The sequence below is a fragment of the Pseudomonas vranovensis DSM 16006 genome (assembly GCF_000425805.1).
GTDB classification, from domain to species: Bacteria; Pseudomonadota; Gammaproteobacteria; order Pseudomonadales; family Pseudomonadaceae; genus Aquipseudomonas; species Aquipseudomonas vranovensis.
In genome coordinates this window covers 38,486-51,543 of the sequence record NZ_AUED01000018.1, presented here as the reverse complement: position 1 = coordinate 51,543, position 13,058 = coordinate 38,486, and the positions used below count along the sequence as shown (strand labels likewise).

Below are 13,058 nucleotides of genomic sequence, written 5' to 3'. Positions count from 1 at the left end.
TGTCATCCAACTGTCATTCCACTGTCTTAATCTGCCGCACACCCTCTGCCTGAAGAGTGCCTGCCGGCATGTTCCGCCACCTCAGCCTGATCCTGCTGTGCCTGTTCCCGCTCGTTACCCACGCGGCGCCCCTGTTGCGTATCCAGGGTTCCAACACGATCGGCGCGGTACTCGCGCCGGCACTGGTGCAAGGGCTACTGGCCGCACAAGGCGCCAGCGACATTTCAATCGTCGCGACCCAGATCCCCAACGAAATCCAGGTCAGTGCCCACGACGGCAATGGCCACCCCGTGCGTATCGACATCGCCGCCCACGGCTCCAGCACAGGCTTCGCCGCCCTCAAGGCCGGCCAGGCTGATCTGGCAGCGGCCTCGCGCCCGATCAAGGCCAGCGAACTGGTCGCGCTCACTCCGCTGGGCGATTTGAACAGCGCCACCGCCGAGCAGATCATCGGCCTGGACGGCGTGGCGGTGATCGTCCATCCCGATAATCCATTGCCACAACTGAGCACCGAGCAACTGGCGGGAATTTTTGCCGGGCGCATTACCACATGGGACGCCCTGGGCCTGGGCCACGGGCCGATCCACCTGAATGCCCGGGATGATCGCTCAGGCACCTTCGAAACATTCAAGGCCCTGGTGCTCGACGCCAATGGCCTGGCATTGGCCGCCACCGCCCAGCGCTTCGAGTCCAGCGAGCAACTGAGCAAAGCCGTGCAGTCCGACCCCCAGGCCATTGGCTTCAGCAGCCTGGCCTCGGTGCATGGCGCCAAGGTCCTGGCGATTGCCGATGGCGCTTCCCGACCGATGCTGCCAAGCCCAGCGCTGGTGGCCAGTGAAGACTACCCACTGTCGCGACGCCTGTACTTCTACCTGCCGCCGGACACCCCCTCCCCCTGGGCCCGGGCGCTGGTGGAGTTCGCCCAGAGCCCACAGGGCCAGGCCATCGTGACCGGCAATGGCTTTGTCGGCCAGCAGGTAAATGCCTTGCCGGTACCCCCGGCTGCCGACATGCCGGCGCGTTACCAGGACCTGGCGCGCAACGCCCAGCGCCTGTCGGTGAACTTCCGCTTTCAAGAAGGCAATGCCAGCCTGGACAACAAAGCGCTACGTGATGTGCAGCGGGTGGTCGAGTTTCTGCGCCAACACGGCAAGCTGCACAAACGCGCCGTGCTGGTGGGATTCGGCGATGCCAAGCGCGATCCGCAACGCGCCGACCTGCTCTCGCGCCTGCGCGCCATGGCGGTGCGCCGGGAACTGGTCAAGGCCGGAGTCGAACTGCGCGACATCATCGGCCTGGGCGATGAATTGCCGGTGGCCACCAACACGGCTGAAGAAGGCCGTATCCGCAATAGGAGAGTGGAAGTCTGGGTGTACTAAATGTCCTGGAGTTGCGTAGGCAACCTTTTGTTACAGCCCCGGTTGGGCTGCGGTCGTCATCGGGTCTAGTCTTTCAACTGTGACGCCGGGCCCCTCTGACGGCTGCCAAGCCGCCATGTCGGAGTCACTGCTGCCTTGATCCTCAAGGCAGCGACGACAATCAAGGAGGGGCGCATGGCGGCTCTACAGGCATTTCTCGACAACGACTTCCTCGGTACCAGCGCCTGGTTCTGGCTGGCATTCATCGGCATCGTCCTGACATTACTGGTGCTGGACCTGGGCGTACTGCACCGCAAGGCCCACACCATCGAAATGCGCGAGAGCCTGCTGTTGTACAGCGGCTACTTCAGCGTCGGGATGCTCTTTGGCGGGTGGGTCTGGCTGGAGTTGGGCGCCCAGAGTGCCCTGGAGTTCTACACCGGTTTTCTTGTCGAACAGTCGTTGTCCATGGACAACGTCTTCGTCATGGCAATGATCTTCAGCTACTTCTCCATTCCCCGCCTCTACCAGCACCGGGTTCTGTTCTGGGGCATCCTCGGGGTGGTGGTGCTGCGCGCGATCATGATCGGCGTGGGCAGTGCACTGGTTCAGGAATTCGCCTGGATCCTCTATGTGTTCGGGGCCTTCCTGCTGTTCACCGGGGTGAAAATGCTCCTCAGCCGCGAAGAAACCCACCCGGACCTGGCCAACAACCCGGCGCTCAAGTTCGTCCGCAACCATATCCGTGTCACCGATGACCTGCACGGCCCGCGCTTTTTCGTGCGAATCCGGGCAGCCGGGCAGAACAAGGCCGTGCTGTTTGCCACGCCACTGTTCCTGGCCCTGGTACTGATCGAGCTCGCCGACCTGGTATTCGCCGTCGACAGCGTGCCGGCGATCTTTGCCATTACCCAGGACCCGTTCATTGTCTATACCTCGAACATTTTCGCGATTCTTGGCCTGCGCGCCTTGTACTTCGCCCTGGCGGCACTGATACACCGCTTTGTCTATCTCAAATATGCCCTGGCCCTGGTGCTGATCTTCATCGGTGGCAAGATTTTCTACCACGGCCTGATCGGAGCGGTTCCGGCGCTGCTGTCACTCGGCGTGACCCTTGGCCTGTTGACGGGCGGCGTAGTGCTGTCGCTGCTCAAAACCCGCGACCGCCCACCGCAACCTGTCAATTCCAGCCACCATGAATGACTCAGGCCCGCATGCGCGGGCCTGAGGTTTTCCTGTCATCCGTCAATGCTCGCTGCGGAGCATTTCCTTGGGTACGTACTTGCCGACCTCGAACTTGCCGATGGCCGCCCGGTGGACTTCATCCGGGCCGTCGGCCAGGCGCAAGGTACGCTGCATGGCATACATGTAGGCCAATGGGAAATCACCGCTGACACCGGCTCCACCGTGGATCTGGATAGCCCGGTCAATCACCTTCAAGGCCACGTTCGGCGCCACCACCTTGATCTGGGCGATCTCGCTGCGCGCCACCTTGTTGCCTACCGTGTCCATCATGTAGGCGGCCTTGAGGGTCAGCAGGCGGGCCATGTCGATCTCCATCCGCGAATCGGCGATCTTGTCGACGTTCCCCCCCAGGCGTGCCAACGGCCGGCCGAACGCCGTGCGCTCCACCGCGCGCTTGCACATCAATTCCAGGGCCCGCTCGGCCATACCGATCGAACGCATGCAGTGGTGGATACGGCCAGGGCCAAGGCGCCCCTGGGCAATCTCGAAGCCGCGGCCCTCACCAAGCAACACGTTTTCGTAGGGTACCCGCACGTTTTCGAACAACACTTCAGCGTGACCATGAGGCGCATCGTCGTAACCGAACACCGGCAGCGGACGGACGATTTTCACTCCGGGGGTATCGGTAGGTACCAGGATCATCGAATGCTGCTGGTGACGCGGCCCGTCGGGGTTGCTCAAGCCCATGAAGATCATGATTTTGCAGCGCGGGTCGCAGGCCCCGGAGGTCCACCACTTGCGCCCGTTGATGACCCACTCATCGCCATCGCGCACCGCGCGGGCCGCCATGTTGGTGGCATCGGACGACGCCACGTCCGGCTCGGTCATGGCAAAGGCCGAACGAATCTCGCCGCGCAACAGCGGCTCCAGCCACTGACGTTTCTGCTCCTCGCTGCCGTAGCGCACCAGCACTTCCATGTTGCCGGTGTCCGGCGCCGAGCAGTTGAAGGGCTCGGGGCCCAGCAGCGAACGGCCCATGATTTCGGCCAGGGGGGCGTATTCCAGGTTGGTCAGCCCCGCGCCCAGCTCCGACTCCGGCAAAAACAGGTTCCACAGGCCTTCGGCCTTGGCCTTGTTCTTGAGCTCCTCCATGATCGCGGTCGGCTGCCAGCGATCACCCTCGGCGACCTGACGCTCGAACACCGCTTCAGCGGGATAGACATAAGCATCCATGAACGCCGTGACACGTTCGCGCAACGCCTGGACCTTGGGTGAATAGGCGAAATCCATGGGGCAGTACCTTCAGTGGAAAGGGGATCTGTTGAAGAGACTAGATCAGCGATCAAAATCCACCTAGTCTATTCTCGGCGTGTATAAACATTCATAACCGATATATGATCCACCCATAACACCCACAAGAGCGGCGCCCATGAACCTGAGCAAGGTCGACCTGAATCTGTTCATCGTCTTCGATGCCATTTACACCGAAGCCAACCTGACCCGCGCCGGACAGATCGTCGGCATCACTCAGCCGGCGGTGTCCAACGCCCTGGCGCGACTGCGCGAGACCTTCAACGACCCGCTGTTCGTGCGCACCGCCCAAGGCATGGTGCCGACGCCCATGGCGCAGAACATCATCGGCCCGGTGCGCAATGCCCTTTCGCTGCTGCGCGTGTCGGTGCAAGAGAGCCGCATCTTCAACCCCTTGCAGGCCAACAAGACCTTTCGCATCAGCATGACCGACCTCACCGAGGCGGTGATCCTGCCTCCGCTGTTCCAGCGCCTGCGCCGCCTGGCCCCGGCGGTGATCATTGAAAGTTTTCTGTGCAAGCGCCGCGAGACCACCAAGGAACTGGCTGCCGGCCGCCTGGATTTTGCCGTCGATGCACCGCTCAACACCGACCCCCAGGTACGTCACGTCAAGCTGATGCAGGACCGCTATGTGTGCGCCTTGCGCCAGGGCCACCCGATGACCAAGGACAAACTCAGCCTGGACGACTACCTGGGGCTTACCCATATCCACATTTCCAGCCGGCGCAACGGCCTGGGTTATGTCGACCTGGCACTCGGCAAGATGGGCGTGCAGCGCAAGATAGCCCTGCGTTCTCAGCATTACCTGATGGCGTCCCAGGTGCTGCAGCAGACCGACATGGTCATGACGGTACCCGAGCGTTTCGCTCGTCGGCACCAGCTCAACTACCTGAGCTTGCCGGTCAATGACGTGCCGCCATTGGAAACCCACCTGTACTGGCACGAAAGCACCGACCAGGACCCGGCCAACCGCTGGATGCGCGAGCAGATCATCGAGTTGTGCCAGGCGGTGGTAGCGCAGGATGAGTGCGCTGCCAAGGCTGAGGTGTAGACCTTTTCGCGGGGCAAGCCCGCCCCACAGCTTGACGTATACGTAAAGGTGCAATTAGGTTAGCTCATGCCCCTTTTCCGAGCCAAGCAATGAGCAGCCAGACCTACAGCATCTCCGATCTGTCCCGCGAGCTGGACATCACCACCCGTGCCATCCGCTTCTACGAAGAACAGGGCTTGCTCAGCCCTGAACGCCGGGGGCTTGAGCGAGTGTATTCAGCGCGCGACAAGGTCAGCCTCAAACTGATCCTGCGCGGCAAGCGCATCGGCTTCTCGCTGGCCGAGTGCCGCGAGTTGATCGAACTCTACGACCCCACCAGTGGCAACCTCAAACAGCTGCACAGCATGCTGGCCAAGATTGCCGAACGTCGCGCCCAGCTCGAACAGCAACTGCTCGACATCCAGCAGATGCAGCTGGAGCTGGACACCGCCGAAGAGCGCTGTGAACAAGCGCTGGCCGCCACCTTGAACAATCAGAAAAACAGCCATTGAGCCCTGAGGAACCGCGCCATGTCATTGCCTTCAAACGTTCGCCTGGTCGAAGTCGGCCCCCGCGACGGCCTGCAGAACGAAGCCCAGCCCATCAGCGTGGCGGACAAGGTCCGACTGGTCGATGACCTGACCGCGGCAGGCCTCTCCTATATAGAAGTGGGCAGCTTTGTTTCACCCAAGTGGGTACCGCAGATGGGCGGCTCCGCCGAGGTGTTCGCCCAGATCCAGCAAAAGCCCGGCGTTACCTATGCCGCCCTGGCCCCCAACCTGCGCGGTTTTGAAGACGCACTGGCAGCCGGCGTCAAGGAAGTGGCCGTGTTCGCCGCAGCCTCCGAAGCCTTCTCGCAGCGCAACATCAACTGCTCCATCGACGAGAGCCTGCAGCGCTTCGTGCCGATCATGGATGCCGCTCGCGAGCAGGGTGTGCGGGTGCGCGGTTATGTGTCCTGCGTGCTGGGTTGCCCCTACGAAGGCGCGGTAAAAGCCGAACAGGTGGCACCGGTGGCACGCGAGCTGTTCGAGATGGGCTGCTATGAAGTGTCGCTGGGCGACACCATCGGCACCGGTACGCCGGGGGCTACCCGCCGGCTGTTCGAGGTGGTCGCTGCCCATGTGCCCCGCGCGCAACTGGCCGGACACTTCCACGACACCTACGGCCAGGCCCTGGCCAACGTCTATGCCAGCCTGCTGGAAGGTATCCAGGTGTTCGACAGTTCGGTGGCAGGCCTGGGCGGCTGCCCATATGCCAAGGGCGCCAGCGGCAATGTGGCCAGTGAAGACGTGCTGTACATGCTCCAGGGCCTGGGTATCGAAACCGGCATCGACCTTGAGCAATTGATCCTCGCCGGCCAGCGCATCAGCAACGTGCTGGGTCGTGCGAACGGCTCGCGTGTGGCGCGCGCCCGTAACGCGGTGTGAAAGGCGGCGGTAACAGCAGGCAGGAGGCCTGAGTGTTACCGCCCCCGCAGTTTTCAGCAAAAATCCGGGTAACACGGAAACAAATCGACAAATTCTCTCGCCCCTCTTTCCCGCCAAAAAAGATAAACCATTGATTTTATTAGGTTTTTAAAAGTTGGCACGGCACCTGCTATGTCTTTGGCACAAGAACAATAAAAACTGTGACACACCAATAAAAATAAGACGTAACGACTCTGACATAACAAGAACAACACGGCAGAGACGCAGCTAACAGATTTTTTTGGAGAGGATGTGCTTTCCCGGGGCGTGCCCCGCAACCTGACAAAAAACAATAAAACTACCCCAAGGTAGCGATGGTCACGGTTGGATCAGCAATGATGAGAGTAGATCAGCGCTCAAAAAAATACGTTTGCTCTTGATCCCGGATGGGGATCGCCCGTTTCAAGAGGCAACGGTTGCCAAAAACAACAATAGACCGCCCTCCAATAACAAAAAAAGAGCACGCAACAATCTTTGAGGGGAGCTTCGGCTCCCCTCAGTGCTTCCTGCCCTCCTCGTTTTCGTCCTCATCTTCCTCGTCCTCCTTCTCGAAGCGATCCACCACCCACGGCATCATGCCCAGCACCAGCAATGCCAACAGTGTGCTGATCACCGCCGTTGCTTCGCGGCCCATGCCCGCCGCCACACCAATGGCCGCCGTCATCCACAAACCCGCCGCCGTGGTCAGCCCTTTGACGTGGCTAAGCGCCTGATGATGGCCTTTGAGGATGGTGCCTGCACCCAGGAAGCCAATGCCTGCAACGATGCCCTGGATCACCCGGCTGAGCGCGGCATCGTCGACCCCAGCCATGCGTGGCACCAGCACAAACAGGGCGGCGCCCATCGCCACCAGCATATGTGTGCGTACCCCGGCGGCCTTGCCCTTGAGCTCGCGCTCAAAACCGAGGATGCCGCCGAGCAGGGCAGCCATGAGCATGCGCACCGTTACCTGGGTCAGTTGTTTGGCATCGTTGATGTCAGCGAACTCGGCCACCAGTGTTACCCAGACTTGATGCCACCAGGCGTCCATGGCGTGCTCCGCGAAAGGACTGTTTCAGGATGGACCGCCAACCAGGCCACTAATACTCCGACCGCTGATCGGTTAACCACAGCAACCATCCCCACCCTAGGGTCACAGCAGTAAGCCCCACGTGTGGAGAACGCGAGCATGCCCATTGAAATCGACGAAACCAACCAACGCTGCACCCTGATCAGCGACGACCTGCACATCCAGGGAGCCGCCAGCGATGTCACCGTGGTGACCGATGAACAGTTGCGCATGTCGGTGGCCGAGCTTGCCGGCGAACGCATTCCAATCACCGAAGCGGAAGCCGACGCCCTCACTGTAGCGGGTGCGGTGGATGGTCGCAGGCACCTCAAGACCACCGAGCCAGGCTCGGTAATCTGAGGGCTGCAGGGTTCTGGCGATAAATCTGATACGGTTTTTATAGAAATACCTGAGCCTGTTATGCAAACAGATGGGACGCCATAGTGCTCTGGCCTGATCGAGGCCTGATGAGCGACGAACCATGAGCGATAGAATTCCCGTCCAGATCGTTGAAATTGCCGAGCCTTCCACCGCCAAGAAGAAGACCGCCAGCAGCGACAGACAGATCCATACCCGCAGCTTCACCGGCTTGTTTCGCAACCTGCGCCTGCTGGGCGCGGGTTTTCTTTATGTGCTGTTCTTCGGCACCGTCTGGTTGAACTGGAACGGTCGCCAGGCAGTACTGTGGGACCTGGCGCAAAGCAAGTTCCACATCTTCGGTGCCACCTTCTGGCCGCAAGACTTCATTCTCCTCTCGGCACTGCTGATCATCTGCGCCTTCGGCCTGTTCGCCATCACCGTGCTGGCCGGACGGGTGTGGTGCGGTTACACCTGCCCGCAAAGCTCCTGGACCTGGCTGTTCATGTGGTGCGAGAAGGTTACCGAGGGCGACCGCAACCAGCGTATCAAGCTCGATGCCGCCCCATGGAGCCTGAACAAGCTGACCCGGCGCTCGGCCAAGCACACGCTGTGGCTGGCCATCGCCTTGATCACCGGGCTGACGTTCGTCGGCTACTTCACCCCGATCCGGCCACTGGCCGAAGAACTCTTCACCCTGCAACTGAGCGGCGTCGCCCTGTTCTGGGTACTGTTCTTCACCGGCGCCACCTACATCAACGCCGGCTGGCTGCGTGAAGCGGTGTGCATGCACATGTGCCCCTACGCCCGGTTCCAGAGCGTGATGTTCGACAAGGACACCCTGGCCATTGCCTACGACCCGGCCCGTGGCGAATCACGTGGCCCGCGCAAGAAAGACAGCGACTACAAGGCCAGGGGCCTGGGTGATTGCATCGACTGCCAGATGTGCGTGCAGGTCTGCCCAACCGGCATCGACATTCGCGATGGCCTGCAGATGGAGTGCATTGGCTGCGCGGCCTGCATCGATGCCTGCGACTCGATCATGGACAAAATGGGCTATGCCCGTGGCCTGGTCGGCTACAAGTCCGAACACAACCTGCAAGGCGGCAAGACCAACTGGCTGCGCCCTCGCCTGCTGGGCTACGTCACCGCGCTGGTGGTGATGATTGGCGCCCTGATCATCGCCCTGCAGCAACGACCGATGGTGTCGATGGACGTCATCAAGGACCGTGGCCTGTTCCGCGAGAACAACCTCGGCCAGATCGAAAACATCTACACCCTCAAAGTCATCAACAAGACCCAGCTACCGCAGCGCTACCGCCTGCGTCTGGTCGATGCCGAGGGCTTCGAGCTGCACGGCAAGACCGAGTTCACCCTGGACGCAGGCGAGATGAGCGAGTTGCCGGTGTCGGTAGCCATGCTCGCCGAACGCGCCCCGAGCAGCTCCCAGACGATCGGTTTTGAAGTGGTCGACACCGACGAGCCCGGCGTTGCCAGCACTGCCCACAGCCGTTTTGTCGCGCCAATGAACCGTTGATCACATACACTTCGCAGCAGTCGAAACGTCCAGAGCCATGATGAAACGCTACGAAAAATTCGCCGACGACATTGCCGAACTGATTCGCTCCGGGGTCCTTGCCCCCGGCCAGCGGGTGCCATCGGTGCGTTACGCCAGCCAGACCCACGGGGTCAGCCCTTCGACGGTATTCCAGGCCTACTACCTGCTGGAACGCCGCGGGCTGATCCGGGCACGGCCGCGCTCAGGCTACTTCGTCAATGCCCATGCCCCGCGTCAGTTCAACGAACCACAGATCATCGAACAGGCCAGCGAGTCCACCGAAGTGGATGTCAGTGAGCTGGTGTTCTCGATCCTCGACTCGATCAAAGACCCGCAAACCGTGCCCTTCGGCTCGGCCTTCCCCAGCCCGCACCTGTTCCCGTTACCGCGCCTGGCCCGCTCCATGGCCAGTGCCAGCCGCGAGATGGACCCGCGCATGGTCGTTACCGACCTGTCGCCGGGCAATCCCCAGCTGCGCCGGCAGATCGCCCTGCGCTACATGGTGGGCGGGCTGATGCTGCCCATGGAGGAGCTGTTGATCACCAACGGTGCGCTGGAAGCGCTGAACCTGTGCCTGCAGGCGGTGACCGAGCCAGGTGACCTGGTGGCCATCGAAGCGCCGGCCTTCTATGCCTGCCTGCAAGTACTGGAACGCCTCAAGCTCAAGGCAGTGGAGATTCCCGTACACCCGCGCGAAGGCATCGACCTGGGCGTATTGGCACAAACCTTGAGCAAGCACCCGGTCAAGGCCGTGTGGTGCATGACCAACTTTCAGAACCCGGTGGGCGCCAGCATGCCGGAGGAAAAGAAACAGCAATTGGTCGAACTGCTGCGTGAGCACCAGGTGCCGCTGATCGAAGACGATGTGTATGCCGAGCTGTACTACGCCCAGCAGGCGCCAAAACCAGCCAAGGCGTTCGACACCGACGGCCTGGTGATGCACTGCGGCTCGTTTTCCAAGAGCCTGGCACCGGGTTACCGTATCGGCTGGGTGGCGGCCGGGCGTTACGCGCAGAAAATCGAACGGCTGAAGTTGATGACCTCGCTGTGCGCTTCCATGCCCGCCCAGGCAGCGATCGCCGACTACTTGCAGCACGGTGGCTACGACCGCCACCTGCGCCGGCTCAGGTACGCCCTGGAAGAGCAGCAGAACGCCATGCTTGCCGCCATTGCCCGGCACTTTCCGGCCCAGACCCGCGTCAGCCATCCGGCCGGTGGATACTTCCTGTGGCTGGAGCTGCCCGAGCAGATGGATTCGCTCAAGCTGTTCCAGATGGCCCTGGCTCAAGGTATCAGTATTGCCCCCGGGCCGATCTTTTCGCCGACCCAGCGCTTTCGCAACTGCATTCGCCTGAACTACGGCAGCCCCTGGACCGAGCAGTCGGAAAAGGCCATGGAAACCCTGGGCAGGATCGTGCGTTCGTTCTAAACCGCCAGGCGTGCCTCGACAGCATTGTTGAGCGCCGCCGGGAGCGCTACAGTTTCAGGTCTCCAGGCCGGAACTCCCGTATGCCACCAAGCGAACTCGACACGCTGCGCCAACAGCTGGATGCACTCCGGCAGCAAAACACGCAACTCAAGGCCCAGTTGGCTGAGCGCAACGCCCGTGACCGCGTCCAGGCACAGATCGAACAGGCCCTGGCCGAAGCCCGGCAGCGCTACCTGTTTTTGTTCGACACCATGGACGAAGGCTTCTGCATCATCGAATTCTTCGATGGCCCCCATGGCCCCCTCAGTGACTACATTCATATCGAAGCCAACGCTGCCTATGCCAAGCACGCGGGCATCGAACATGTGGTCGGGCAAACGCTCAGGAGCATGGTGGCCGCCGAGGCCGATGACTGGATTGAACGTTACCGCCCGGTGTTACTGACAGGCGAGCCGGTGCGTTTTGAACAGGAACTGGTCGCCACCGGCCGCTTTCTGAGTATTTGCGCGTTTCGCATGGAGCCTGCCAGCGCCCGCCAAGTGGCGGTGCTGTTCCAGGACATCACCGAGCGCATACGGGCGCAAGGCGCACTCAAGCGGCTCAATGAAGACTTGGAGCAACGGGTAGCCCAGGCCGTGGCTGAACTGCAGCAAGAACAGCATCAACTGCACAAGGCCGAAGAAGCCTTGCGCCAGTCGCAGAAAATGGAAGCCGTAGGCCAGCTCACCGGCGGCATCGCCCATGACTTCAACAACCTGCTCACCGGTGTGCTGGGCGCCCTGCAGATCTCGCGTAATCTGCTGGCCAAAGGTCGTCATCAAGACATTGACCGGCTGCTGGATACCGCCGAAGAAGCCTCCAATCGCGCCGCATCGTTGATCCAGCGATTGCTGGCCTTTTCCCGGCGCCAGCTGCTGGATCCACGCCCCACCGATATGAACGCGCTGGTGGCCGGCATGGAGGAGCTGATCCGCCGCAGCGTCGGTCCGCAGATTGAAGTCAACGTCATCACCAGCACACCGCCGTGGCACACCTTCGTTGACCCGCCACAGCTGGAAAATGCGTTGCTCAACCTGTGCCTGAATGCTCGTGATGCGCTGCCGGATTACGGGCATATCACCATCGAGACCCGCAACCTGCTGCTCGATGCCCAGGACGCTGCGCTGCTGGACCTGCCACCCGGCCACTACCTGCGCCTGAGCGTCTGCGACGATGGCACTGGTATGCCTCCCGAGGTGCAGCGACGGGTATTCGATCCGTTCTTCACCACCAAACCCGTAGGCCAGGGCACCGGCCTGGGCCTGTCGATGGTCTACGGGTTTGTGCGCCAGTCCGGTGGCCAGGCACGGGTACAGTCGGTACCGGGCCAGGGCACCAGCATCCACCTGTACTTGCCGCGCCTTGAGCCGCAAGAGGACCTGCGCACCTGATCAGCGCCCGCCGCCCAGGTCGATGAAGCTGCCGGTGGAATACGAAGCCTTGTCCGACAGCAACCAGATGATCGCCTCGGCCACTTCCTCGGCCTGGCCGCCACGCCCCATGGGAATGCCGGGTTCAAGCTTGCTGACCCGGTCCGGATCGCCGCTCAGGGCGTGGAAGTCGGTGAAGATGTAGCCCGGGCGCACGGTATTGACCCGCACGCCTTCACCGGCCACTTCCTTGGCCAGCCCCACGGTAAAGGTATCCAGCGCGCCCTTGGTGGCGGCGTAGTCGACATACTCGTTGGGCGAACCCAGGCGGGCGGCGACCGATGACACGTTGACGATGCTGCCGCCCTGGCCACCGTGACGCGTCGACATGCGCTGCAAGGCATGCTTGGTACACAGGATCGGCCCGACCACGTTGGTTTTCATCAACTTGAGCAGGCGGAATTCCGACACTTCCTCGACCCGGCTTTTCTGGCCGATGGTCCCGGCATTGTTGACCAGTGCGGTCACCGGGCCCAGCTCGGCATCGACGCGGTGGAACAGCTGGATGATCTCGTCCTCGACACTGACGTCAGCCTTGACCACGATGGCCTCGGCACCCAGCTCGCGCACCTCGGCCAGCACACGCTGGGCCGCCTCGTCGTCGCTCAGGTAGTTGATACAAATGCGATAGCCCTCACGGGCCGCCAGGCGTGCCGTTGCGGCGCCAATGCCGCGGCTGGCGCCGGTGATCACGATGACCTTGTCCATGGATACTCCTTGCCCCCACTGGTGCTGAGCCATCAAGGCTAACGCAGGAAGGGGGCCGGCGAAAAGCAGCGCCCAATAGCCTTCGTCACTGCAGGCGCGCGAGGGCAACTGACAAATCTGTAATCTGCGTCTCAGT

General features: G+C 61.7%; 11 protein-coding genes and 1 pseudogene. 9 read left to right on the top strand and 3 right to left on the bottom strand.

Going from position 1 to position 13,058, the window contains the following annotated elements; all coding sequences use genetic code 11:
* Positions 1–68: 68 nt before the first annotated feature.
* Complete coding sequence (locus H621_RS0115105) at positions 69–1,379, top strand: substrate-binding domain-containing protein (protein WP_028944215.1); 1,311 nt, start codon at positions 69–71, stop codon at positions 1,377–1,379.
* Positions 1,380–1,553: 174 nt separating this feature from the next.
* Positions 1,554–2,561, top strand: a complete 1,008-nt coding sequence (locus H621_RS0115100; RefSeq protein ID WP_028944214.1) for a TerC family protein — start codon at positions 1,554–1,556, stop codon at positions 2,559–2,561.
* 42 nt (positions 2,562–2,603) lie between these two features.
* On the opposite strand, the gene H621_RS0115095 is transcribed toward H621_RS0115100, so the two are convergent.
* On the bottom strand, positions 2,604–3,833 hold the full coding sequence (locus H621_RS0115095) for an acyl-CoA dehydrogenase (protein WP_028944213.1): 1,230 nt from the start codon (positions 3,831–3,833) through the stop codon (positions 2,604–2,606).
* Between the two features lie 139 nt (positions 3,834–3,972).
* Here H621_RS0115095 and H621_RS0115090 point away from each other — a divergent pair, with 139 nt between their 5' ends.
* From H621_RS0115090 to H621_RS0115080, 3 genes are all read left to right on the top strand, one after another.
* Complete coding sequence (locus tag H621_RS0115090) at positions 3,973–4,905, top strand: LysR family transcriptional regulator (RefSeq protein ID WP_028944212.1); 933 nt, start codon at positions 3,973–3,975, stop codon at positions 4,903–4,905.
* A gap of 89 nt (positions 4,906–4,994) precedes the next feature.
* Positions 4,995–5,396, top strand: a complete 402-nt coding sequence (locus H621_RS0115085; protein ID WP_028944211.1) for a MerR family transcriptional regulator — start codon at positions 4,995–4,997, stop codon at positions 5,394–5,396.
* Positions 5,397–5,414: 18 nt separating this feature from the next.
* Positions 5,415–6,314: a hydroxymethylglutaryl-CoA lyase gene (locus H621_RS0115080; RefSeq protein WP_028944210.1), complete on the top strand. Its 900-nt coding sequence runs from the start codon at positions 5,415–5,417 to the stop codon at positions 6,312–6,314.
* A 535-nt stretch (positions 6,315–6,849) separates the two neighbouring features.
* Here the strand turns inward: H621_RS0115080 and H621_RS0115075 are convergent.
* Positions 6,850–7,383: an MgtC/SapB family protein gene (locus H621_RS0115075; protein ID WP_028944209.1), complete on the bottom strand. Its 534-nt coding sequence runs from the start codon at positions 7,381–7,383 to the stop codon at positions 6,850–6,852.
* Between the two features lie 138 nt (positions 7,384–7,521).
* Here H621_RS0115075 and H621_RS0115070 point away from each other — a divergent pair, with 138 nt between their 5' ends.
* From H621_RS0115070 to H621_RS27130, 4 genes and pseudogenes are all read left to right on the top strand, one after another.
* Entirely contained in the window at positions 7,522–7,761 is a 240-nt protein-coding gene (locus tag H621_RS0115070) for a DUF3203 family protein (RefSeq protein ID WP_028944208.1), read from the top strand.
* Between the two features lie 121 nt (positions 7,762–7,882).
* Positions 7,883–9,295: a cytochrome c oxidase accessory protein CcoG gene (ccoG, locus tag H621_RS0115065; protein ID WP_028944207.1), complete on the top strand. Its 1,413-nt coding sequence runs from the start codon at positions 7,883–7,885 to the stop codon at positions 9,293–9,295.
* A 40-nt stretch (positions 9,296–9,335) separates the two neighbouring features.
* The gene (gene mapR / locus H621_RS0115060; protein ID WP_028944206.1) at positions 9,336–10,745 is read left to right on the top strand and encodes a GntR family transcriptional regulator MpaR; all 1,410 of its coding nucleotides are present in this window, start codon (positions 9,336–9,338) and stop codon (positions 10,743–10,745) included.
* 251 nt (positions 10,746–10,996) lie between these two features.
* Positions 10,997–12,172: pseudogene (locus tag H621_RS27130) on the top strand (ATP-binding protein); the annotation flags it as partial.
* Positions 12,173–12,175: 3 nt separating this feature from the next.
* On the opposite strand, the gene H621_RS0115050 reads toward H621_RS27130, so the two are convergent.
* Positions 12,176–12,922 carry an SDR family oxidoreductase gene (locus H621_RS0115050; protein ID WP_028944205.1) on the bottom strand — a complete coding sequence of 249 codons (747 nt, stop codon included), beginning with the start codon at positions 12,920–12,922 and terminating at the stop codon, positions 12,176–12,178.
* Between the last annotated feature and the right edge of the window lie 136 nt (positions 12,923–13,058).